General features: G+C 46.2%; 11 protein-coding genes. All 11 read left to right on the top strand.

Features of this window, described 5'->3' with window-relative positions:
• Positions 1-127 precede the first annotated feature (127 nt).
• The 11 genes from MHB71_RS11515 to MHB71_RS11465 all read left to right on the top strand — a co-directional run bounded on the left by MHB71_RS11515 (position 128) and on the right by MHB71_RS11465 (position 26,135).
• A complete protein-coding gene (locus tag MHB71_RS11515; protein ID WP_340029640.1) occupies positions 128-7,630 on the top strand; it encodes a fibronectin type III domain-containing protein in 7,503 nt (2,500 codons plus the stop codon).
• A 127-nt stretch (positions 7,631-7,757) separates the two neighbouring features.
• The gene (gene treR, locus MHB71_RS11510) at positions 7,758-8,468 is read left to right on the top strand and encodes a trehalose operon repressor (protein WP_036670703.1); all 711 of its coding nucleotides are present in this window, start codon (positions 7,758-7,760) and stop codon (positions 8,466-8,468) included.
• A gap of 173 nt (positions 8,469-8,641) precedes the next feature.
• Positions 8,642-11,980, top strand: a complete 3,339-nt coding sequence (locus MHB71_RS11505; protein WP_340029639.1) for a DUF5107 domain-containing protein — start codon at positions 8,642-8,644, stop codon at positions 11,978-11,980.
• A gap of 51 nt (positions 11,981-12,031) precedes the next feature.
• Positions 12,032-14,371, top strand: coding sequence for a beta-galactosidase (locus MHB71_RS11500; protein ID WP_340029638.1), 2,340 nt, complete (start codon positions 12,032-12,034; stop codon positions 14,369-14,371).
• 363 nt (positions 14,372-14,734) lie between these two features.
• Positions 14,735-15,715 (top strand): glycoside hydrolase family 5 protein, encoded by a 981-nt coding sequence (locus MHB71_RS11495; protein ID WP_036670707.1) that lies wholly within the window; start codon positions 14,735-14,737, stop codon positions 15,713-15,715.
• 179 nt (positions 15,716-15,894) lie between these two features.
• A complete protein-coding gene (locus MHB71_RS11490) occupies positions 15,895-17,964 on the top strand; it encodes a bifunctional aldolase/short-chain dehydrogenase (RefSeq protein WP_340029637.1) in 2,070 nt (689 codons plus the stop codon).
• Positions 17,965-17,983: 19 nt separating this feature from the next.
• Positions 17,984-19,255, top strand: coding sequence for an L-rhamnose isomerase (gene rhaA, locus MHB71_RS11485; RefSeq protein ID WP_101313986.1), 1,272 nt, complete (start codon positions 17,984-17,986; stop codon positions 19,253-19,255).
• Positions 19,256-19,413: 158 nt separating this feature from the next.
• Entirely contained in the window at positions 19,414-21,087 is a 1,674-nt protein-coding gene (locus tag MHB71_RS11480; protein ID WP_340029636.1) for a ribonuclease J, read from the top strand.
• Between the two features lie 432 nt (positions 21,088-21,519).
• Positions 21,520-22,503, top strand: a complete 984-nt coding sequence (locus MHB71_RS11475) for a LacI family DNA-binding transcriptional regulator (protein WP_036608469.1) — start codon at positions 21,520-21,522, stop codon at positions 22,501-22,503.
• A 147-nt stretch (positions 22,504-22,650) separates the two neighbouring features.
• Positions 22,651-24,126, top strand: a complete 1,476-nt coding sequence (locus tag MHB71_RS11470) for a sucrose-6-phosphate hydrolase (RefSeq protein ID WP_340029635.1) — start codon at positions 22,651-22,653, stop codon at positions 24,124-24,126.
• Positions 24,127-24,152: 26 nt separating this feature from the next.
• Positions 24,153-26,135, top strand: a complete 1,983-nt coding sequence (locus MHB71_RS11465) for a sucrose-specific PTS transporter subunit IIBC (protein ID WP_340029634.1) — start codon at positions 24,153-24,155, stop codon at positions 26,133-26,135.
• Positions 26,136-26,552: the final 417 nt, after the last annotated feature.

The following is a 26,552-nucleotide window of genomic DNA, read 5'->3' as shown; positions in this document are numbered from 1 at the left end:
ACATTCATGCGCTTAATCGTTATAATCAAGAAAAATAACACTTGTTAGGGGAGGCACCCCAACTTAGGACATCGTTCCTTTGTTGGGGTGCCTCCTTTTTTTTGTGTGCCAAAAAGGAGAGTAGACGTTGAAGAAATCAGGAAAACGTGTGAAGAAACAAGCGGAACAATTAACCAAAGTGGTACTGGCATTTGCGTTATTATCACCTCAAGCCCTGTTGCTTGAATGGGGCGCAACGACGGTAATGGCTGAAACGGTTGAAACCATCGGGATTGTATCCGATACGTCCAGCATGAAGGCTGTACAGTCCTCCAAGGTGAAAGTGGAGATGAACAGTGATGGTAAATACAGAATTGTATTACTACCAAACACAAATGTATTTTACGGTGGTGATACAGGGAATGTATCCACCATTATCGACCATAATGGATCGCCCGTGAACTTCAAAACATTGCCGCTTAATTATTACCGAATTAACAATAATGTGATTGAAATGTCCCGGCAAAAGGACAATGTCGAATATATTTTGCGTGTATCTATCGTTAATGCTACCTCACAAGGTGGATACATGAAGGTTGAACTGGAAGCCATCAACCGCAGTGGATCGGCACTGAATTTGGGTGGAACATTTTATTGGGATACGATGGTGAATGGCAATGATGCATCTCCGTTTGAAGTCATCGAGAATGGATGGCGCAATTACAGCGGCGGCGTTCAGGTCACGGCTTTTTATGCGAATACGTACAATGTTGTGAATGCAGATCGCATATACATGGGACAGTACAGCGGTCCGGACAATGCGCAGCTAACAGGGGGTTCTTCACCTTCGTCATTCACTACAGGGCAGACCGTTACGGCGAGTGATACAGCTGCGCAATTCTGGTGGAATGCCAAAGCAACAGCGAATCAGGCTTCACGCAAATTTTCAACGATCGTGGGAATCGGCCCTCAGAACGTTCCGCCTTCATTTACACTAACGGCTCCTTCTTCGGGGCAAACGTATTACAAAGGCGAGCAACTTCAGATCTCTGGTACAACGCGAGATACGGATGTAGGCGACCTGTTGACCGTGAAATGGTCCATTGATGGTGGGTCTGAGAACATTTTGACCCAGATGACCGCGACGGGTTCAAATCAGTCTTTCAACACCAATTACGCGTTGCCTGATACCTTGCCAGATGGTACGCATACGTTGCAAGTATGGGTCATGGATGACAAAGGTGGGGTGTCCTCAGCAGGAACCGTTAACTTTACAGTAAGAAGTTTTGTTGTGCCTGGAACGCCGACTTATACACTGGTTAACCCTAATAACCTGACGGTCAACTGGGACAAGAAGGCTAATGATGCATCCGTAACGTATGAACTGAAAAATATGACGACGAATCAGATCGTGGATACAGGTGCATCAAACAGTCGGCAGGTGACTGGGCTCACTCCGAATACGAGTTATTCTTTTGCTGTACGTGCCAAAAATTCAAGTGGTTCCTTCACGGGGTACTCCAGTCCATCCACCAAATATACATTGGCGAATCCACCGGCTGCTGCGGCTGTGACACAATCAGGCAACTCTGTTACAGCGAGCTGGAATAATAATGGAAATCCTGCGGGTACCCATTACAAAACGGAAATACGCAGTCCAGGTGGGCAAGTCCTCGCAACGGGAACAACAACGTCCACACGTACAGCGTTTGCCCTGACCGGACTCGCGGACGGAAAATATGAAGTATTTGTGGCGGCACTGAATGGTGAAGGGATACAGACCCCGTTTATATCCGCTGGAGAGATGATTAAAGATACAACGGGTCCAACTGCTCCTTCCGTTACAGTCACTCCATCCTCATGGACCAAGGAAGATGTTCTCATCACGGTTGAAGAAGGAAAGGATGCTTTGAGCGGAACTCAGAAGACTGAAGTTAAAGTTGGTCCGGCAGGAGAATGGCGTGAATATAGCGATCCGTTTACCGTAAACAGTGAAGGCAACACAACTGTTATGGCACGCAGTATTGATGCGTTTGGTAATACAGGACAGGAAACGGCTGTGACAGCTAGGGTAGATCGGACGGCACCAACGCCTCCCGTTATCTCGCTGAATCCGCCCGATTGGACAAAAGCGGCGGTAATCGTGACATTAACGGAGGGTACGGACGAAGCAAGTGGCATTGGTCTGACACAATATAAGCTGGGAAGTGAGGGAGAATGGATCGACTATAAGGCTCCTCTTACACTAAGTGAAGAAGGGATAACCGAGATTTACGCACGAAGTGTTGATCGGGCCGCCAATGTCAGTGCTTCCACTTCGGCAACAGCCAGAATCGACAAGACTGGGCCTGAGCAACCAACGATTGCGTTAAGTGAAGAGGATTGGACGAATGAGGATGTAACTTTTGCGATAAACAGTGGTGAAGATGCGGGCAGTGGGCTTGCCAAGAGTCAATATCGACTTAACAAAGAAGGTCCTTGGATCGATTATACGGGTGAAGTGACGGTTACCGATGAGGGAGAAACGATCGTATATGCACGCTCAATTGACCGTGTAGGGAATATAAGCACGTCCGCTCAGGCTACAGTTCGAATCGACACGACAGCTCCAACCGAGCCGGTTATTCGTTTAAGTTCTTCTGGATGGAGTAAAGAGCATGTGCAATTCACCATTGCTGGAAGTGTGGATGAACAAGCAATTTCCTATGAATACAGCATGAACGATGCTCCTTATATTGCAGGCAATACGGGTACAGTAAGCACAAACGGCGGTACCACCATTCGAGCTAGAGCAAGGGATACCGTTGGCAATGTGAGCAAGGAAATCAGTCGAATCGCCTATGTGGATCAGATCGCGCCCACGATTACATTTGCCCCGAATGGACATGGATGGACGGCCATGGATATATCCACTACCATTCAGTATGCCGACGCCCACTCAGGCATTCAGGAACTGGAACGATTCTATCAAGTTACGAACAGTGCAGAATCACCGGAGCATTGGCTTGAAGCTCGCTCTGACCAGCATAAAATATCCATCGAATCGGAAGGTATATGGTACATCCATGCGAAAACCATGGACAGAGCAGGGAATACATATGAGACAACATCATCACCTTACCTTATTCAACGCAAGCCCCAGCAACCGACTCATGTGAAAACGACACAGATCGCTGAGACTTCAGCTGAACTTACAGTGGATTTGCCAACTGGGGAAAGGTATACCGATGGATATCAGTATGAGATAACGAACAAAACTACAGGGCAGTCATGGACACTCGATTATCCTAACCACAGTATAATCGATCACTCCCTAAGTGGTGGTCAGGTCTATGAATATGAAGTTAGAGTGAGAAACCATACCGGAGTAAGTGATGCAGTAAGTACTCAAGTATTAACTACCCCGGCAGCTCCCGGAACGTTGCACGTTCGAAAAGTAGATTCACAGCCCCATTTGGCCGAAATCCAATTTGATTCAGTACGGGGTGCAGATGCTTACCGCATCATTGCTGCAACTTCGGACGGTGCCACCGTGTTTGATCAGACGGTATCTGATCCTGGCAGCCTTCCCTATGTCAGCAACCTCGTTCCAGGAACCATTCATAACATCTCGGTAACCGCAATGAATGAAAGTGGCACAGGTGGTAGCAGTAGGACCGGATTTCTCACACTGCCGGCAATGCCCGGTGAGTTTATGGCGGTTCAAATTCAGGAGCATGATATTTCATTAACGTGGGAGACAGTGACTTCTGCAACGTATTATGGTCTTTCACGTGATGGAACAGCCATATATGAAGGAGAGCAGACGGAGTATCTGGACTCGGGTCTGGATAGCGGAACGGAGTACAGCTATACGTTAATAGCCGAAAATGAGACAGGAACAGGACCGTTGGCAGGATTACCTTTGCTCAAGACTTTACCTGGGCAGGTGTCCGGCTTACAGGTATCCGATGCTTCCACAGGGAGCCTTCGTCTGAATTGGGAAGCAGTACGAGGAGCCGATCGTTATGAGTTATGGTTGAATGGAGAGAAGTCTGGAACGGTTCCTGCTGGAACCCAAGAATGGGTCTTTGCGGGACTGAGTTCAGGAACATCTTATCAACTGGATGTACAAGCAGTGAACGGAAGTGGTCAGGGGATGCGCAGTTCGGTATCAGGAACAACGTTACCAGAAAGCCCGTCGGGAATTCACGTTGTTCAAGTAACTGAACAGGGAGCAATCTTGAGCTGGGAACCTGTAGCTGGGGCAACGAAATATCGGGTGGTCATCGATGGACAGAGCCATGAGATATCAGATACACAACTCGCAGTTCACCACCTGTCAAGCAGTCATGAGTATACCTATGAAGTACAGGCGGGCAATGCTGCCGGGTACGGTGTATCTACCAGTAGTACAATTCTTACGCTACCTAGCAGGCCGGAAGGACTTAATGTCACATCGACTGGTGAGACAAGTATGGGACTTGCATGGCAAGCTGTAGATACAGCAAATCTCTATATTGTGAAAATCAATGGAACAGAAATGGGCAGAACATCAGAACTGGCCTACATGCTTGAGGGATTGTTGCCAGGTACAGAGTACGCTTTGCAAGTTCAGGCTGTGAATGCTTCTGGATCAGGTGAAACAGCGCAGCTCATCCGATTGTCCAAACCTGTGTCGCCTGCCGAAGTACTTGTTGATTCAGGAGTACATCATGCAAAAGTTTCCTGGTCTGTCGTGGAAGGTGCCGCTGAATACGTGATTGAGCAGAATGGTAAGGAGATCTATAGAGGAATGGAGAATGAAGCAACGATTACAGGACTCAAGGATGGAACGTGGCATCGCTATCAACTATGGGCGGTCAACAGACAGGGAACTCGTTCTGAAGCGACGGATGTATCTCTGCTGACTTTGCCTGAGAAACCCGTTAAGATTGCGTTATATGATGTGGCAAAAAACAGCCTGGGTCTGGATTTCAGTAACACTGGTGTCCAAGGGGCAGATCATTATGTCATTGAAAGGGATGGAAGAGAGATCACTCAGATGGATTTAAGTGAAACCCATTTCGTAGACAAGGATCTGTTGCCAGGAACGAAATACACTTATGTGATTCGGGCAGTCAATACGAGTGGAACGAGTGCGCCGCTTACTTTCAGTGTAATGACTCAAACGTTGCCATTGGTTGCAGAAAGTATAACAGTGAAAGCCGGAACACATGTGGTGGATCTGGCTTGGGATGTTGTTCAGGGAGCAGTAGCATATGAGATTCGTAATCGGGTAACGGGAGATGTGCAGAGCGTGTCTGAACCGTCTGTACATCTCAATAGTATCCTGGATGGCACGGCGTATGAATTCGAACTTGTTGCGATTAATGAAGATGGGCATCGGTCAGAGTCTATTCAGATTCAAGTTTTAACGAAACCCATATCACCTCAGACGGCAGGCATAACACACATCACAGATAAGACTGCGGTATTGGACCTGACTGGAAGCTCAACACGGGGAGCAGAGCAATTCATCATTATGCGGGATGGTGTTGAAGTCGCTAAGGTTCCAGCGGATCAAGCTTCATTTGAAGATCTTGGACTGACACCAGGAGAGCATTACACGTATACCATCAAAACATCCAATGCAACGGGAGAGAGTGATTCCGGTTTCGAAGTTCACTTGCGAACGTTGCCTGCGATCATTCATGAACCTTTACATGCAAGCAAGATTGGGGAAAAAGAGGGATTGATCTCTTGGCCAAAGGTACAAGGTGCGGAGGGATATACCATACGTATCGGAGATCAGATGTTCACCACGATTGAAGAAGGGGATATCACAGAGGTGAGATTAACTCATCTGGAGAGTGCAACCCGATATGATCAGATACAGATTATTCCTTATAATACGGCTGGTTCAGGAAGTCCAATGATCGTGACTCCTTTTTACACCTTGCCTCATGTGGATTCACTGGAAATGAAGATATATCCGGAGACAGATCACGCCAAACTGGAATGGGACTTCCCTTATGGGAACGAAACTTTCGTTATATTACTGGATGGTATAGAAGTATACCGAGGCAAACAAAAAGAGTTTATTGTTGATCAACTGGATGCAGGCAAACAGTACTCGATTGAAATCTACACAGAGAATGATCAGGGAGATGCATCGGAGAAGCTGGCGTATTCCGTTCTGACCAAACCAGTAGCTCCTGTCAAAGTAGAGTTTAATTCAGCGAAGGATCACATTCGTCTTCTATTGGAACAGAGCCGGGTCGAAGGTGCCGAGCAGTTTATCATTGAGCGTGACGGTGTAGAGATTGCTCGTGTTCCTGCAGACGAAATGTTCTATGACGACAAGGAACTCGAACCGGGCGTGAACTATATCTATACAGTGAAGGCCATGAATGCCTCCGGCAGTAGTGATGGTGGTTATTACCTTCATGCAATGACTTTGCCTGGTAGTGCTGCTTCATCTCCTGTAGTAGAGGGGCGTTCCGTGTATGGTGCAGACATTGTATGGGAACTGATTCCTGGTGCTGGGGGTTATCGAGTTTATCGAAACGAAGAGCTTGTGGGAACAACAACGGAGACATCCATACATGTGTCTGAATTAAACAGTGCCGAGCGTTATACTGACTTTGCAATCGTTCCATTTAATGAGGCAGGTGAGGGTGAGGCGCTCCAGGTTCCAGAATTCGAGACGTTGCCTTCCGAGGATCTGACAGTTGCAGCCGTAGCGCAAGGCACAAGTGCGATTAAGCTAACTTGGGAACTGGATTCAATAAATGAGGTGATTGTGATCACCCATAAAGATCGTGAGATCTACCGTGGCACGCAGCGCAGTCATGTATGGACAGGACTGAATGCTGAGCAGCATTATGAGGTGGAAGTATGGACGGAGAATTCAGCGGGTGAAAAAAGTGAAAGCAAACGGGCAGCAGCCATGACTTTTCCGTATCAACCATCCGCCTGGAGCGGTGGCGGTGCAACCCCGAGTCCAAACGGTACATCGGAACAAGCCGATGAGGTGAGTTCACAACCAGAACCGTCTGAGCAGCCTGATGTACCTGTGAAAAAAATTATCAAATTTATTGATATCAGCCAAACATTCAATAAAGATCAGATCACCTGGCTGGCGGAACAAAATATCATTCAAGGTGTAAGTGAAACTCGCTTCGAGCCACGCCGTCCGATCACCCGTGCGGAGTTCACTGCATTAATCGTGCGTCTGATGGGTGTGGACACAACGGTTAATGAACAACATGGATTTCAGGATGTGAACGATGAGGATTGGTTTGCTCCTGAGATTAAGGCAGCCGTTCATCATGAGATGGTTCAAGGCATGGGGAACGGCAAATTCGCTCCACATGCGCTGGTGACACGGGAACAGGCATCCAAGATTATAGCAAATGTTGTTCGTAAAATCAGACCGGAACCGCTGACTTCCCCAAGAGCGTTTACCGACCAGACTGATGTATCTGATTGGGCCAAAGAAGAAGTGCAGGAACTTGCAGGTTTGTACATGATTACCGGATATGAAGACGGCAGCTTCCGTCCCATGCAGCACTTAAGCAGATCCGAAGCTGCAGCGCTGATCTTCCGTTTAAATAAGCTGATTCAAGTTATGGATGCGAACCGTACAGATCAAGTGGAGAAAGCGTCAGCGTTTGATCGTCATATCTAGATTGAATTGATTCTTACATGTGATACTGCAATCATCGGCAGTAACGACATTACCGCTTGATTGGTTTTTAATGCTATAATGGTTGCCAATATGATAAAAAAAGGGTAATGAACAATGGTGATGAATAATGAATAATAAATTTATCCGGATATATGAAGATATTGCAGATCGTATTCGGACCGGAGAGATTGAGGCAGGGACGTTACTTCAATCGGAACTGGATCTATCGGAAAGTTATCAAACGTCTCGAGAGACTATTCGCAAAGCATTGAAAATGTTGTATGAAGAAGGTTATATTCAGAAGATTCAAGGCAAGGGCTCGATTGTACTGGATATACGCAAGATCGATTTTCCCATCTCAGGTCTGGTTAGCTTCAAGGAATTGGCCAAAAAAATGGGACATCGTGCTCAAACGTATGTGAAGGTTTTCGAGGAGCAACAGGTGGATCAGGCGTTGCACAAGAAGATTAACTTTGGTCTGAATGAACAGGTCTGGGAGATCAGACGTGTGCGCAAAGTGGATGGAGAGCATGTCATACTGGACAAAGATTACATTAGCCAGCGGCTTGTTCCTGGGCTCAGCAAAGAGATCTGTAATGATTCTATCTATCAGTACATTGAGCAAGAGCTGGGACTTTCCATTTCGTTTGCCAAAAAAGAGATTTTGGTGGAAGAACCCACAGCAGAGGACAGGAAATTACTTGACCTTGAAGGTTTCCACAATGTAGTTGTGGTGAGGAGCCAGGTGTACCTGGAGGATGCCAGTCAATTTCAGTATACGGAGTCGAGGCACAGACCGGACAAGTTCAGATTTGTGGATTTTGCACGTCGCAGATAAGTTAATCAAGATCGATCAGAGAGTACCTTTCACTGCATTATTCAGTGGATAGGTGCTCTCTTTGGTTATGGGGGAATCCGAAGATCGTCCATCAAGAACCGCTTAATGTCAATGTTCTTCCTGCATGTCGGAGCGTATGATCACAATATATACGAGGCCGAGGAGTGAGGGAATTGAATCACGTGACAGCGAAATCAAATGTTCGCATATGGGAAGAAACCAGAGATATTCCAACCTATGGTACAGGTAAACCGGACAAAAATCCGATGTTTCTTGAAAAGAGAATCTACCAGGGGAGTTCGGGTAAGGTGTACCCGCATCCCGTGATCGACAGCATTGAAGATGAGGCCAAAATGAAGTCGTATCGATTAGTTATTCTCGAAAATGAATATGTACGTATCGAGATGATGCCCGAACTGGGTGGACGGATCTATCGTGCGCTGGATCGGACCAACAACTACGATTTTGTATATTATAACCGAGTGATTAAACCTGCGCTCGTGGGTCTGGCAGGGCCATGGATTTCCGGAGGAATTGAATTCAACTGGCCACAGCATCATCGGCCCAACACGTTTGGTCCAGTCGATTATACATTTGGCAGTAATCAAGATGGAAGCGCTACCGTGTGGGTGGGTGAGATTGACCGCATGTATGGTACCAAAATGACCGCTGGCTTCACATTGCATCCCGGCAAAGCCTATCTTGAAATCCATGCCGAGGTATACAATCGCACCAGCGCACCTCAAACTTTTCTATGGTGGGCCAATCCGGCTGTAGCTGTCAACGATCATACGCAATCTGTGTTTCCACCTGATGTAACGGCTGTGCTGGACCACGGAAAACGGGACGTATCCCGCTTTCCCATCGCAACCGGCACCTATTACAAGATGGACTATTCCGAAGGTGTGGATATCTCGCGATACAAAAACATACCGGTTCCAACATCCTATATGGCGTATAAGTCGGATTATAATTTTGTAGGGGGTTATGACCATGGGATTCAGGCAGGTTTGTTGCATGTAGCCAATCATCATATTTCTCCGGGCAAGAAGCAATGGACCTGGGGGAACGGGGAATTCGGGCAAGCCTGGGATCGTCAGTTAACGGACAAGGATGGACCTTATATTGAATTAATGACCGGGATCTATACCGATAATCAACCTGATTTTACGTGGTTACAGCCCTATGAAGCGAAATCATTCTCGCAGTATTTTATGCCGTATAAAGGAATTGGTATGGTCAAAAATGCAACGATTGATGCAGCGGTTAATCTGGAAATGGACGAAACGACCGGAATGGTAACCGTGATGGTATATGCGACGTCGGTTTTTGAACAAGTGACCGTTGAAGTGATAGGACCAACCATGGTATATCTCCACGAGAGATGTAATATCTCACCTACGGAACTATATAAATCTTCATTCCCGTGGAGCGGACAAGATGAATGGCATAAGTTGAAGTTAAGTGTTCGAACTGCGGAAGGAAAAGTACTTGTAGCCTATCAGCCTGAACGTTCTGAGATTCAGGAAGTCCCAGACCCGGCCACACCACTCCCGCTACCATCCGAGATTCGTACGAATGAACAACTATATCTGGCGGGTCTTCATTTGGAGCAATATCGGCATGCCACGTATGAACCAGAACCTTATTATCTGGAAGGGTTAAAGCGTGATGCAACGGATATTCGTCTAAACATTGCGTATGGCACATTGCTGCTGCGTAGAGGGTTGTTTCAAGATGCAGAGAAGCATTTCAGACAGGCTGTACAATCGCTGACGTGGAAAAATACGAATCCATATGATAGTGAAGCTTTTTACCAACTCGGTCTGAGTTTGAAATTACAGGGGAAACAGGAAGAAGCCTACGCAGCACTGTATAAAGCCGTATGGTCTGCACAGTATCAGGATACGGGTTATTACATGCTTGCTCAGATCGATACGGCGTTACATCGAGACATCGAAGCGTTGGATCATATCGAACGTTCGCTGATTCGTAATACCAGAAATTATAAGGCTCGCCATCTGAAGGTGGCTCTGTTACGTAGATTGGGTCAAAATAAACAGGCCATTCAATATGCGCGTGAGACATTGGAACTGGACCCGGTTGAATTTGGAGCTGCACATGAATTAGTCCTGATCTACAGTGGAGCAACTGCACCTTCAGAGAGAGAACAAGCGGGGCAAACACGTGAGCATTTCCATCGTCTGATGCGAGGAGACGTTTATAATTATCTGAATCTAGCCGCAGACTACGCGGATTGTGGATTGTGGGAAGAAGCACTGACGGTACTCTCTTATGTTGAATCCGAAATTGCACAGCCGTATCCTATGGTTGGTTATGTTCAGGCTTACTTGTATCGTCAGCTGGGGGATGTGGAGCAGGCCCGAGAATGTAAAAAGCAGGGAAAAGCTGCTCCAACGGATTATTGTTTTCCTAATACGTTATTTGAATTCATGGTGCTCCAGGATTCATTGGCAGTGGATTCGAATGATGCGCGTGCTCACTATTACCTGGGAAATTGGTTATATGATCATAAACGCTACGAGGAAGCAATCACCCATTGGGAAACTTCACGCGAGGTGGATGCTGAATATTCGACTGTACATCGGAATCTGGGACTGGCTTATTATAACAAGCTGAATCGCCCCGATCTTGCACTGGAATCATTAGAGGAAGCTTTCCGGTTGGATTCACAGGATGCCCGAATTTTCTACGAGTTGGATCAATTGCACAAGAAGATAGGGTATTCCTGCGAGCATCGAATCAAATTGCTGGAACAACATATGGAGTTGGTTCACCACCGTGATGATCTGTATATCGAGTGGGTGACTTTATTGAATATGCAAGGTAGTCATCAAGAAGCATGGAATGCCCTTCAGACCCGGCGGTTTCATCCATGGGAGGGTGGAGAAGGCAAGGTAACAGGACAATATGTTACGGCACTGACGGAACTGGCAAAGCGAAATCTGGAGAAACAACAACCTGAACTAGCAATGGAATTGTTGAAGAAGGCTTTGGTTTACCCGGAGAACTTAGGTGAAGGTAAATTGGAGGGAGCCGGAGACAACCCAGTTTACTTTTATCTTGGCTGTGCCTACCAGCAACTGAAGAGTAATCAGGCGGCAGAGGAAAGTTTCCACAAAGCATCCATCGGTTTGAATGAACCGGCAAGCGCGATGTTTTATAATGATCAACCGCCGGAATCCATCTATTATCAGGGTCTGGCCTGGCAGAAACTTGGCAATGTGAAGGAAGCAAACCGACGCTTTAACAAACTCATTGACTATGCGGAAAGACATATGCATGATCATATCCGAATGGATTATTTTGCGGTATCTCTGCCCGATTTTCTAGTATTCGACGACGATCTAGATCAGCGAAATGAAGAACATTGCCGGTATATGCGGGCATTGGGTCTTCTGGGGCTGGGGCGGACAAGTGAAGCCAAACTTGAGTTGGAGCGGGTATTGGAGAAAGACCCGAATCATCAAGGGGCAATCATCCATCGATAATTGATAATCGTTTCAACACATCCCATTTATATCGAAGGAGTTATATAATCCATGAATGATACTATAGCAGGTAGCCAGATTCGTTTCCTATTGGATGCGGAAGATAAAGAGATTCGTGCGGGTCGCATGACTGGCAGTGGCGGCAAAAGCCCACGAGGGGAATCGTATGATTTTACCAACTATTATATGACTCGTAATGCTAAACCCCATATTCCCGTGGTAGGTGAGTTTCATTTCTCCAGATTAGCTTACTTGCAGTGGGAAGAAGAATTACTGAAGATGAAGGCAGGCGGGGTGAGCATTGTCGCTTCCTATGTTTTCTGGAATTTTCACGAGGAGCAGGAAGGCGAATTTAATTGGTCAGGAAATCTGAATTTGCGGCACTTTGTGGATCTGTGTGGCAAACATGAGCTGCCTCTGATCGTACGAATTGGTCCATTCTGTCATGGGGAAGTGCGTAATGGTGGAATGCCGGATTGGTTATTCAGTTATCCATTCGAAGTCAGGTCGAACGATGAAGGATATCTGTATTACGCTAAGCGATTATATCGGGAGATTGCCCGTCAGCTCAACGGCTGCTTTTATCAGGAGGGTGGCCCTGTTATCGGGGTACAGTTAGAAAATGAGTATATGCACGCTGGCGCACCCATGGATGCCTGGGGATATACCCGCGAAAAATACATTACCTCCGGCCGGGACGGGCGAGAACATCTGAAGATGCTTCGCCATATTGCCGAAGAAGTCGGTATGAAGCCGATGTTCTATACTGCCACGGCCTGGGGTAATGCTGCGGTGCCTGAAGAAGGAACATTACCGATGCTAGCGGGGTATGCGTACACACCATGGATTCCCAATCAGCCTCCAAGCCGGGAGTATTTGTTCCGGGATCTGCATATGAATCCTGTGGAAGAAGTGGATTATGACAGTCTGGAGTACCCTGTTGCGTATTGCGAGCTTGCTGGAGGCATGCAGGTCAGTTATCACGCTCGTCCGGTTGTTGATGCGGACAGTGTCGAGGCGATGACCATTGTGAAACTTGCGAACGGCAGCAATCTGGTTGGGTATTATATGTATCACGGGGGGACCAATCCGATAGGCAAAAATTCATATATGAACGAGCAGGCATTGCCGAAAATGACGTATGATTACCAATCGCCACTCGGGGAATTTGGGCGTGTTGGTGAATCGTATGACCGCATTCGTACCTTGTCCATGTTCCTGGAAGGATACGGTGAGTTACTTGCACCAATGGGCTGTGTTGTACCGGATGGTCAACATGCGATAACACCGGAGAACACGATGGATATGCGTTGGTCTGTTCGCCAACAAGATGGCACGGGATTCCTGTTCATGAATAATTATCAGGATCATGTGGCGATGCCTGATCATGTTATACAATTGGAGCTGCATACCAGCAAAGGGACTGTTTTATATCCAAGAGAAGGAACGATGCAGCTGAAATCCGGCATGGCAGCCATTCTGCCTTTCCATATGAATCTGAGTGGAATGAAGATCATTAGTGCTACCGTTCAGCCACTGACCCGATTTATGGTAAATCAGGAGCTTACGGCTGTCTTTTATGTCCATGATGGCATGGCGCCTGAGTATGTTATTGATACATCATCTGTTACAAATGTGGATATGCCTGAAGGTACAGTATCGGAGCAGGGGAATGAAGTTGTGATACATCCGATTGCCGGCAAGGACCATCATCTGCGAATCACAACATCGGACGGTATAATCATACGAATCATTACATTGACCCGTGAAGAGGCATTACATGCCTACCGTTTCCGTGTGGGCGGAGAAGAAAGGCTTGTAATTAGCAGCAGTCATCTGTATGTACAGAATGAGATGCTCATATGTACATCCATGGAGCAACCAGAGATGGAGGTATCCTTCTATCCGGCTCCAGAGCATGTTTCAGCTTCTAAATATGCTGCGTCATCCCAGTCGAAGCAGGGAATATTCGGCACGTATACATTCCAAGTTTCGCCTTACGAGCCTGCTGTAGAGGTTGATTATCCGAAAGAATATGCAGCAACATTGAGATTGGACACAGCGTGGCCGGAACAAGTAGATGACGTGTGGATTGAGATTGATTATGAAGGAGACGTTGCTGCAGCACATATTCATCATCAGATGTTAACGGATCATATTCACTATGGACACAGCTGGATGCTTGGTTTGAAGCAATCCCGTCATTTGCTGGCTGATCACGCGCTTCGTCTGTCTATAACCCCAATTCGAAAAGGGACGACTGAGAGTTATGTGAATCAGGCTTATGTGGAGCGGTTTGAGGGCGTGGAGATCGGAAAGTTTAATGAGATTCGGGTGAGACCACAGTACCGGGTTGGGTTGGTATTGGCGGGAGTTAGGGAAGACACTTAGTCTAAATCAGGGATTAAACAACAGATAAACAAGACTGAAACAAGAGTTAACTGACGTTTATAATACAGAGGGTTCTTTCTCCGAACGATTGTGAGGGGAGAGAGCCTTTTTTGCTGTGTTATGTAAAAACAAATGATTCCTAATCATGGTAAAAATATCTTGACTGGTAAGCGTTTTCAATTTATTATAACCTCATAACCTTAACGATAAAGTTTATTTAAACTAAAAAAAGTAACTATAATAAAGTTATTAGTTGTTTATTTTATAACCAAAAAACTTCTATTACCAACGATTTTAGTTAACTTCTTGCCTAGAGCAGGGTTAATTGAAATAAAAAAAACAAATACAGGAGGTTCCAAACGAATGGTTAATCTGAAAAAGTGTACAATCTTCACGGTTATTGCTGCTCTCATGTTCATGGTATTAGGGAGTGCAGCCCCCAAAGCATCTGCTGCTACAGGATTTTATGTAAGCGGTAACAAGCTATACGATTCCACAGGCAAGGCTTTTGTCATGAGAGGTGTTAATCACGGACATTCCTGGTTCAAAAATGATTTGAATACCGCTATCCCTGCAATCGCCAAAACAGGTGCCAATACGGTACGTATTGTTCTTTCGAATGGTAGCCTGTACACCAAAGATGATCTGAACGCTGTTAAAAATATTATTAATGTGGTTAACCAAAATAAAATGATAGCTGTACTTGAAGTACATGACGCCACAGGGAAAGATGACTATAATTCGTTGGATGCGGCAGTAAACTACTGGATTAGCATTAAGGAAGCTTTGATTGGCAAAGAAGATCGGGTCATCGTCAACATCGCCAATGAATGGTATGGAACGTGGAATGGAAGTGCGTGGGCTGATGGTTACAAAAAAGCCATTCCGAAACTTAGAAATGCGGGAATTAAAAATACGCTAATTGTGGATGCAGCCGGATGGGGACAGTTCCCTCAATCCATCGTGGATTATGGACAAAGTGTATTTGCAGCCGATTCTCAAAAAAATACCGTCTTCTCCATTCATATGTATGAGTATGCTGGCAAAGATGCTGCAACGGTCAAAGCCAATATGGAGAATGTGCTGAACAAAGGATTGGCTCTGATCATTGGTGAATTCGGGGGATATCACACAAACGGTGATGTGGACGAGTATGCCATCATGAGATATGGTCAGGAAAAAGGGGTAGGTTGGCTTGCCTGGTCTTGGTACGGAAACAGCTCCGGTCTAAACTATCTGGACATGGCCACAGGTCCGAACGGAAGCTTAACGAGCTTTGGCAACACCGTAGTTAATGATACCTATGGTATTAAAAACACTTCTCAAAAAGCGGGGATTTTCTAATCCGCCGTTGAAACAGGAACACTCTGACGGTTACGTCAGGGTGTTTTTTTAATAAAATAGTTCAATCTATAATGACTTTTGAATATTTCCGTTTGGTTTTAAAATATTTTGTTTTCAAAATAAAACAAAGATGTTAAACTCGGATTAGGAATAAAACAAACATTATCGGAGGGAAACAAATGGTACAGAGTTTATGGAATGCATCGCAGGCATCTGAGAAAACAACAGGACTTGAGCAGTTGGTTTACCGATCCAATCTGATTGGAACTGATCGCAGTGTATGTAACATCTACGGTGGCAATACGTCTACCAAAACGACAGTGAAGGATTTTCGTGGTCGTGATGTAGAAGTAATGTATGTGAAGGGAAGCGGCTCTGATCTGGGTTCCATGGAAGCGAAACATTTTACCGGACTTGGGCTCGAAGACATTCGACCATTAATTGAACGTGAATCCATGTCGGATGAAGAGATGGTTGAATATCTGGGACATTGCATGATTGATGCAAAGCACCCGCGCGCCTCTATCGAGACTCTGCTGCATGCATTCCTTCCATATAAACATGTGGATCATACGCACCCGGATGCCATTATCAGCTTGTGCTGTGCGCATAACGGCAAGGAATTGGCGAGAGAGATCTACGGTGATCGTTTTGTATGGGTACCGTACGTTCGTCCAGGGTTTACCTTATCTAAAATGATTGCTGAAAGCGTATTCTCGAATCCCAATGCGGAACTCGTACTGATGGAAAAACACGGACTTGTCACTTGGGGAGAAACATCCGAGGAATGTTACGCTCAGACTATCAAGATTATCAATGAAGCAGAAGCTTTCATCGAAGCACGAGTGAACGAAGAAAGTTTGTTTGGTGGTGTGAAACACCAGGCACTTGCCGCTGATGTTCGTCGTCAGATCGTATCACGTGTAATGCCAACGATTCGTGGAGCGGTATCGGATAGCAAAAAAATGATTTTGTCCTTTGACGATCAAGAGGACGTACTTGCTTTTGTTGGCGGGGCGGATTCTCCGCAATTGTCACAGGTGGGTGCGGCTTGCCCGGATCATCTGGTACATACCAAAGTGGTACCTCTGTTCATTGATTGGGCGCCGGATGCGAATGATATCGAAGGCTTAAAAGCGAAACTGGTGGAAGGCGTGGCAGCCTACAAAGAGCAATATCAGCAGTATTTTGAGAGCAACAAAAACGAAGGTGACGTCATGTTCGAAGCGGCACCACGCGTTATCCTCATTCCAGGTGTGGGCATGATCAACACAGGTAAGAGCTGGGCGCTTTCCCAAGTAAGCGGAGCGTTGTATCACAGAGCCATTGCCGTTATGCGTGGAGCTACTAGCTTGGGCCAATTCGTATCACTCAGTGCAAATGAATCTTACAATGTGGAGTACTGGCCGCTGGAATTGTACAAATTGTCTTTGGCACCGGCAGAAACCGAGTTCTCCCGTAAAGTGGCGTTTATTACAGGCGGCGCAGGCGGGATCGGAAGTGAAACGGCACGCAGATTGGTATCTGAAGGCGCACATGTGGTGCTTGCTGATCTCAACCTGGAGGGCGCACAGAAAGTAGCACAGGAAATCAATGATCAGTACGGTACGAACCGTGCTTATGCGTTGAAAATGGACGTCACCGATGAGGAAGCCGTTCAATCTGCGTATGCTGATGTTGCGGTGCAGTATGGCGGAGTGGATATCATCGTGAACAATGCCGGATTGGCGACATCCAGCCCATTTGACGAAACATCCCTGAAAGAATGGAACCTGAATATGAATGTTCTGGGTACAGGGTATTTCCTCGTGGCTCGTGAAGCGTTCAAGCTGATGAAACAGCAGGGTATTGGTGGAAGCATGGTATTTATCGGGTCCAAGAACTCGGTGTATGCAGGTAAAAGTGCTTCGGCTTACAGCTCAGCGAAAGCGCTGGAAGCACATCTGGCACGTTGTATTGCAGCAGAAGGTGGAGAGTATGGCATTCGTGTCAACACGATTCTTCCAGATGCCATTCTACAGGGTTCAGCGATCTGGAACGGTTCCTGGAGAAACGAGCGTGCAGCGGCATATGGAATTGAACCGGATCAATTGGAAGAGTATTATCGCAAGCGGACGACATTACTCGTGAATATCTATCCAAGAGATATTGCGGAAGGAATTGCATTCTTTGCTTCTTCGAAATCCGAAAAAACAACCGGTTGTATGATGACCATTGATGGCGGTGTACCGGCAGCATTTACACGTTAAAATAGGAGGGTTCTTGCGGATGGATAACCAAGTCAAGCAAGCGTATGAAGCAGCCAAGGCATTGTATGCCCAGCACGGAATTGATACGGACGAGGTACTGAACAAACTCGCGGAGATCAAAGTATCCGTACACTGCTGGCAAGGCGACGATGTCAAAGGTTTTCTGAATAAAGATGGGGAGTTAACAGGGGGGATTTCCGTTACCGGTCAATATCCGGGGGCTGCGACCACACCAGCAGAACTTCGTAACGATCTGGAGCAAGCTTTTGCTCTGATTCCTGGCAAACATAAGGTCAATCTGCACGCGATTTACACGGATACAGACGAGCAGGTTGAACTGGATCAGATTGAGCCAAAGCATTATGAGAACTGGGTAAAATGGGCGAAAGAACAAGGACTCGGTCTGGACTTCAACCCAACATGTTTTTCCCATGAAAAATCAAGTGATGGGTTTACGCTCAGTCATCCAGATCCTGAAATTCGCAAGTTCTGGATTGATCACTGCAAGGCATCCCGCCGGATTGGTGCTTATTTCGGGGAACAGCTTGGTCAGACTTGTGTAACCAATGTATGGGTACCGGACGGATTCAAAGATAATCCGGTTGACCGGTTGACACCACGCAAACGTCTCAAAGAATCGCTGGATGAAGTATTCGGCGAACCACTTAACCCGGAGCACAACCTGGACGCGGTAGAGAGTAAGCTGTTTGGGCTGGGTTCGGAAGCATATGTGGTGGGTTCTCATGAATTCTATATGGGTTACGGTTTGCAAAATGATACGTTAATCTGCCTGGATGCGGGTCATTTCCATCCAACAGAGGTTATTTCCAATAAACTGTCGTCCTTGTCTTTGTTTACAAGTGGCATTCTGCTTCACGTAAGCCGCCCGATGCGTTGGGATAGTGACCATGTGGTAATTATGGACGATGAGTTGCTGGAAATTGCCCGTGAACTGGTTCGACATGATCTGCTTGCGACCACACATATTGGATTGGATTTCTTTGATGCAAGCATTAACCGTGTAGCTGCATGGGTTGTGGGGACTCGCAACACGATCAAAGCCCTTCTCCGAGCGATGCTCGAACCAGTGGATGCCTTGAAACAAGCCGAATTGGAAGGGGATTACACGTTGCGTCTTGCCTTAACGGAAGAGTTCAAATCCTATCCGTTTGGCGCGATCTGGGACTACTATTGTGCTCAACAAGGCGTTCCAGTTCGTGAAAAGTGGATCACCGATATCAAAACCTATGAACAAGACGTATTACTACAGCGTGATAAATCATTGGTGTAACCGTATTTATTTTTCGTATAAGCCACTATGGAATGAAAATTCCGTGGTGGTTTTTTTGGCATAATCCCGCTGAAATGCATAACTGAGGCGATTGCTTCCATACTAGGAATATAGATCCGTATCGTATACGATTGCCACGCAGAGGAGGAATAATAGAGTTGAATCTAGCCCACAACAAACTGTATATCGCTGCACTTGGCGGCGTGAATGAAATAGGAAAGAATATGTATTTTATCCAGTACCATCAGGACATCATCGTGATTGACTGTGGTTCGAAGTTTCCTGATGAGACATTGCCTGGTATTGATCTGATCATTCCGGATGTAACGTATCTGCTGGAGAACCTGGATAAAGTGAGGGGTCTTGTGGTTACTCACGGACATGAAGATCACATTGGTGGCATTCCCTATTTGTTAAAACAAATGAACATCCCGGTGTATGCATCCAGGCTCACTCGTGGGCTGATCGAACTTAAACTGAAAGAACATGGGTTGCTGCGCAAAGCCGACTTGCATACGATCGATGCTCATTCCAGCATTACGCTGGGAGGGATCGAGGTTTCTTTTTTTGCAACCAGCCATAGTATACCGGATTGTCTTGGTATCTTTTTTCAGACCCCAGCAGGCAATGTTGTGCATACCGGAGATTTCAAGTTTGATATGTCGCCTGTACATGGACCTTTCCCTGATCTGCACCGTATGGCCGAGATTGGCAAACAGGGTGTCCATATTTTGCTCTCCGAGAGTACCAATGCAGAAAGACCCGGATTTACACCTTCCGAGCGTGTTGTGGGAGACCACATTCTGGATGCCTTTATCCGTGCAAAACAAAAAGTATTCATCTCGACCTTTGCGTCGAATGTCAGCAGGGTACAGCAGATTGTGAATGCAGCATTCGAGACGGGCCGCAAACTGGCACTGTTGGGCAGAAGTATGGTGAATGTGGTATCGGTGGCCAGTGAATTGGGGTATTTGAAAGTTCCTGACGGATTGTTGATTGAAGCTATCGATTCGGATCAGTTTCCACCAGAACAAGTTGTTGTATTATGCACCGGTAGCCAGGGAGAAGCGATGGCAGCATTGTCACGTTTGGCATCCGGTAAACATCCTCACGTAAGAATTAACGCCGGGGACACGGTCATTATTGCTGCCGGAGCCATTCCGGGCAATGAACGAAATCTTGCACATGTAATTGATAACCTGTATGTTCTCGGAGCACGTGTGATATATGGTTCAAGTGGTGCAGCAGGAATGCATGTCTCCGGACACGGCAGTCAGGAAGAACTCAAATTGATGCTTACTCTGATGAAACCGAATTATCTGATTCCGATCCACGGTGAGTTTCGCATGTTGTATCAACACAGACTGCTTGCTGAATCCGTAGGTATAGAGCGTGATCATGTGTTTATCGTGAATAATGGGGATATGGTCCAGTACAAAAACGGCATTGCTTCGTTAGGTCCCAAAGTTGCATCAGGAAATAGTCTCGTAGATGGTCTGATCATGGGTGATGTCGGCAATATTGTACTTCGCGACCGCAGGCAACTGTCCTCCGATGGCATGCTGGTGATCGTGACTACACTGAGCAAAACGGAAAAACAGATGGTCACGTCACCCGAAATTATCTCTAGAGGGTTTGTATTTGTTAAGGATTCGGAAGAATTCATGCATGAGATCCATGAGCTTGTTCTATACCGGATGGGTGAGTTGACCGGGGCTGGGGTGAATCAGTGGAATGTGATCAAAAGAAAGCTGAAAGACGAGATCGGTCACTATATTTACGCTCAAACAAAGAGAAGACCAATGATCTTGCCTATTATTATTGAGGTTTGAGACTGTAGGGCGAGCGTTCTTATGTTAGTGGTCTGTGCAAACATGTATATGGAAGCTAAACAGCCTGATGAATGTCGGATCATACTTCTGTATGAACGTCACATTGCCATCGGGCTTTTGCTATTACATCGGGAATGTACCATAGACGTGCAATAAATGGAGTTTAATCAAATTCGCCATAGGTTCGGGATTCGAAGTATAATAAAAGGTAAACTATATGAATTGAACTAAACATTCACACGAGAACGTAGAGGACAGAAAGAACCTGAAGAAGCGGAGCGTTCGCCTTTATCTCCGGATGTTCACCTTTGAAAAAGTAAATCAAAACATCTGGGGATAACAGCGATCGGAAGGTTGTTCTGTCATCGGAGTGGTAAGTGTGAATATTCTTGATTTCAATTTATATAGCTAATAGAAACAAGAGGAGTCTTTATGAATAAAACGATTTCTGATATCGCTCAGATGGCAGGTGTGGCAAAAAGCACGGTCTCTCGCTTCCTGAATGGCGGATCGGTTAGTGAGGATACACGCCAGAAGATTGAGCGCATTATCAAACAATACAATTATGTTCCCAACACATTTGCACAGAGTCTGAAGGCTAAGAAGACCAGTATCATCGGTACGGTTGTGCCACGTCTTGATTCGTTTGCAACATCACAGACATTGATTGGAATTGATGAAGAACTGCGGAGTAATCAGTACCAGATGCTTATCGCAAATACAAGTCAGGACATGCAGCGCGAGATTGATGCCATCTATGATTTTGCACGACAGAAGGTATCGGGTATTATTCTGCTGGCTGCTGAAGTGACCGAAGCACATCTGAAGGCCGTTGAGGATATACGGATTCCGGTGTTGTTGGTGGGGCAGCAGCATGAGCAACTGCACAGTCTGGTTCACAATGATGACCAAGCAGGTTATGAGATGGGCAGATATGTCGTCGAACAGGGTCATCGCAAGATCGTGTATATGGGGGTTAGCGAGAAGGATCGGGCGGTAGGAATCTATCGTAAACAAGGGTTCCAGCGAGCAATCGCCGAGTGTGGTGGATGTGAAGTGAAGTATTATGAGACAAGCTTTAAGATGTCTGAAGCCATCGTTACCGCTGAAGCCATACTGAAAGAGACCACACCAACGATCATCGTGGGGGCCACGGATAATATCGCACTGGGTGTGATGAAGATTGCATTCTCCAATAAAATCCGCATACCGCAAGATTTGTCTGTTACGGGATTTGGCGGATATGATATTACGGAGATGATTCACCCCACGCTGACGACTGTGAAATATCATTATTTGCAGGCGGGCAAAGTAGCGGCGAATCACATTATTCGTCTGGTCAAAGGCGAGTCGGTGGAGGAACGAACAACACTCGACGTAGAACTAATTCCTCGAGAAAGCGTTGACAAATTATAAAAACATCCTTTATGATAATTCCATCGAACCGGTTCCATTGTGAATATCCAATGCGGATATGCGAACACCGGTGCAGGCACTAATGCCATGGAATTATTTTTTTGCGTCGAATGGAACCGGTTCCTATATTTTGAATGGAGAACAGCTATGAAAATGACTAGAGAGCAACGCTACAGACGAATTGAGCAGGCGGAGCCTGGAGAGATTGCGAAGCTTGAAGCACAGATATCCGTATGTCCTTGGCGACAATGTTTTCATATTCAGCCGATAACAGGTCTGCTTAATGATCCTAACGGCTTTGCATATTATCAAGGCTATTATCATCTGTTCTATCAGTGGTTTCCACTTGGGACAGAACATGGCATGAAATACTGGTATCATACCCGCTCGAAGAATCTGGTGAACTGGGAAAATGTCGGGATTGGAATCGAACCGGGTGGCAGGTATGACTCACACGGAGCTTATTCCGGCAGTGCGATTGAAAAAGACGGCAAGCTGCATTTGCTGTACACAGGCAATACAAGGGATGAGGATTGGGTCAGACATCCGTATCAATGCTTGGCAGTTATGGATGAAAGCGGTTCAGTAACCAAACTGAATGATCCCGTGATCTCGTCTGTGCCAGCCGGATACACGGAACACTTCAGAGATCCCAAGGTGTGGCAACAAGGAGACACGTATTATGGTGTAATTGGTGCACAGAGAACAGACGAGACGGGATGTACAGTGCTGTATCGCTCCATTGATCTGAACAACTGGGAGTTTCTTGGTGAAATTCGCACGCAGCTAACCTCCTTTGGTTACATGTGGGAGTGCCCGGATTATATGGAGATAGACGGGAAAGGTGTACTTGTCTTTTCCCCGCAAGGCATAGACGCTGTGGGAGATCATTATCAGAATATTTTTCAATCCGGTTATCTGATCGGTGAGCCGCTCAATCTCCAGACGAGAGAGTTCAATCATGGTGAATTTCAGGAGTTGGATCGTGGATTCGACTTCTATGCGCCGCAGACGATGCAGGGCCCGGACGGAAGACGTATTCTGGTTGGTTGGATGGGACTTCCCGATCTGGAATATCCAACAGACGATAGTGGCTGGGCTCATTGCCTGACCATTCCTCGGCAATTGTCACTGAGAGACGGCAAGTTAATTCAACAACCGGTTGCAGAGATGGTCCAATTACGTCAGCAGGAGGAAGGGACACATATTCGCGCAACAATTGACAATGAGAGTCGATCTTTCACTGGTCTTAATGGGATTGCCTATGAGCTGATATGTGAGATAAGCCATGTAGAAGCAGAGGTTGTAGGCATCGAATTCCGGGCAAATGGAACTGAAAAAACGGTTCTTCTGTATGATCGGATTCAGCAAAAAGTTGTCTTGGATCGGACCATGTCTGGTACCGAGCTGGCAGAGCAGAATGGCGTTGTACGACAGTGCACACTTACTGTGGAAGTGATTAAGTTCCATCTGTTCGTAGATGCATCTTCAGTCGAGGTCTTTGTGAACGATGGGGAAGAGGTCTTTACCAGCAGGATTTTCCCAAGCCGGGACAGCGTGGACATTCGTTTCTTTACACGCGGAGGCAAAGCTGATTTTGAAGCAACTCAATGGCATTATTAAGTATTACGTGAGAGGAATGAGATAACATGTCGGAGAATCAACGGATTGCCCAGGAAGTCATTCATGCCATCGGGGGCAAAGAGAATATCGCATCATTTGCACATTGTGCAACACGTCTTCGCATCATGGTGAAAGATAAAGAAAAGATTGATCAGAAAACGGTCGAGAACATCGAGAAGGTGAAAGGTGCCTTTTTCAACTCAGGTCAATATCAGATTATCTTTGGTACGGGAACAGTGAATCGAATCTTTGAAGAGGTTGAGAAGCTGGGCATCGAAGGAACGTCCAAGGATGATGTGAAGAGCCAGGGGAAAAAAGAAGGAAATGCTTTTCAACGGGCTATCCGCACGTTTGGTGACGTATTTGTACCCATCATTCCCGTTCTGGTAGCTACAGGACTGTTCATGGGGTTGCGCGGATTACTTACACAGAATGAAATTCTGGCGTTGTTCGGTGCAACACCGGATGATATCTCGGCCAACTTCCTGTTGTTCACTCAAATCCTGACGGATACGGCTTTTGCATTCCTGCCTGCACTAGTAGCGTGGTCCGCATTCCGCGTATTTGGCGGAAGTCCGGTACTTGGTATTGTACTGGGGCTAATGCTGGTCAATCCCGCATTACCCAATGCTTACGCGGTGGCAGATGGATCAGCACAGCCGCTGCATATGTTCGGTTTTATACCTGTCGTGGGTTATCAGGGATCGGTTCTGCCCGCGTTCTTTGTAGGTTTGATTGGAGCCAAGTTTGAGAAGGTACTAAGAAGACGGGTGCCTGAGGCACTGGACTTAATTCTGACTCCTTTTATTACGTTAACGGTTATGATTACGCTTGGACTATTCGCGATTGGTCCCGTATTCCATTCCCTAGAAGAGTGGGTGCTGCATGGAACAACTGCCGTATTGGATCTTCCGTTTGGCATCGCAGGTATTATCATTGGATTCTTCCATCAGATTATTGTCGTTACCGGTGTACATCACATCTTTAATTTCCTGGAGATTCAGCTACTGGAGAAAACGGGATTCAATCCGTTCAACGCCATCATTACCTGTGCCATGGCAGCACAAGGAGCGGCTTGTCTCGCAGTCGGTCTGAAGACCAAAAATATGAAACTCAAAGCACTCGCATTACCTTCTTCCTTGTCCGCATTTCTGGGCATTACGGAGCCAGCGATCTTCGGAGTTAACTTGCGTTATATGAAACCATTTATTATGGGACTGGTTGGTGGTGGTGTAGGTGGTTTCATCGCTTCCTTGTTCCATCTGCAGGGTACAGGCATGGCTGTAACGGTTATTCCCGGTACACTGCTCTATCTGAACAGCCAACTGCCGTTGTATATCTTGTCCAACGTGGTTGCCATGGCGATTGCATTTGCACTTACCTGGTTCTTCGGATATAAGGATCAACCGGTCGCAGAAGAATCGGTGAGCCATGAGAACAGTGGAGTAACATCAACTGAAGTTAAAGCAGAGGAATCTAATCCGCGTATTAATTCAGTTACCGAAGCCGTTACAAGCAATCGTCCTAAGGTAGATTTTCTCGAAATCGCTTCGCCAATGAACGGTACCGTCGTTGCTCTGGAGCAGGTTCCTGACCCGGCGTTCTCGGAAAAACACATGGGTGAGGGCATTGCCATTGAGCCATCAGAAGGTAAGGTGTATGCACCGTTTGCTGGTGTCATCGCACATGTCATGAACAAGAGTAAACATGCGGTGATTCTGGAGCATGAGACAGGTGTACAGATGTTGGTTCATATCGGAATTAATACGGTTGGACTGAAAGGAAACGGTTTTACCGCGCATGTGAATAGCGGAGATCGTGTAACTGCAGGTCAATTGTTGATTGAATTTGACATGGATGTCATTCAGTCTGCGGGTCTGCCTTTGATTACACCTGTGTTGATCCCTAGTGGAAACGAAACCATAGCAACTGTTACAGCAGCCTCAACAGGTCATGTTCAAGCCAATGGGGAAGCGGTGCTAGTAGTGAAATTCAAAGAACCTCAATAAGTGATCGTTTGAAATAGAAATGTACTGGAACATGGATGTAGAGAAATACAAATCATACAAGGCAAAGGAACTGATGTATCATCAGGTTTCCTTCGTCTTTTTGTATTACTTTTAGCCAAAGTATTAAGACAGTTTGCTTTGAATCTGTGCATGTAAGCGATTAAAAAGAGATATATCTTCGATTAAGGCTCGGTTAATCAGATTTTTTTAATCGCTTATGATTAACGGAGATATAAGGAGATCCAGAGCGTAAAGGGCAGATTAGACAGGATATAAAGAGGAATATGGTCTGGAATCAATCAGGAAGGTTCTGAATCGGATACGGTTCAATTGCGGAAAGGCAGACAGAGGACTATGATTCGCACATAACGTACTTGAGATGATATATGCAGGATCTGATGTGAAGGCGAGGTAGAC

The organism is Paenibacillus sp. FSL H7-0940 (genome assembly GCF_037979415.1).
Taxonomy (GTDB): domain Bacteria; phylum Bacillota; class Bacilli; order Paenibacillales; family Paenibacillaceae; genus Paenibacillus; species Paenibacillus amylolyticus.
Note: the sequence above shows the minus strand (reverse complement) of the source record. Positions and strands in the feature narration are given on the sequence as shown.

Excerpts from the sequence above, each read along its gene's own strand:
- treR (WP_036670703.1), top strand. The coding sequence starts at position 7,758 with ATGAATAATAAATTTATCCGGATATATGAAGATATTGCAGATCGTATT.
- MHB71_RS11465 (WP_340029634.1), top strand. The coding sequence starts at position 24,153 with ATGTCGGAGAATCAACGGATTGCCCAGGAAGTCATTCATGCCATCGGG.
- MHB71_RS11500 (WP_340029638.1), top strand. The coding sequence starts at position 12,032 with ATGAATGATACTATAGCAGGTAGCCAGATTCGTTTCCTATTGGATGCG.
- MHB71_RS11475 (WP_036608469.1), top strand. The coding sequence starts at position 21,520 with ATGAATAAAACGATTTCTGATATCGCTCAGATGGCAGGTGTGGCAAAA.
- MHB71_RS11470 (WP_340029635.1), top strand. The coding sequence starts at position 22,651 with ATGAAAATGACTAGAGAGCAACGCTACAGACGAATTGAGCAGGCGGAG.
- rhaA (WP_101313986.1), top strand. The coding sequence starts at position 17,984 with ATGGATAACCAAGTCAAGCAAGCGTATGAAGCAGCCAAGGCATTGTAT.
- MHB71_RS11490 (WP_340029637.1), top strand. The coding sequence starts at position 15,895 with ATGGTACAGAGTTTATGGAATGCATCGCAGGCATCTGAGAAAACAACA.
- MHB71_RS11495 (WP_036670707.1), top strand. The coding sequence starts at position 14,735 with ATGGTTAATCTGAAAAAGTGTACAATCTTCACGGTTATTGCTGCTCTC.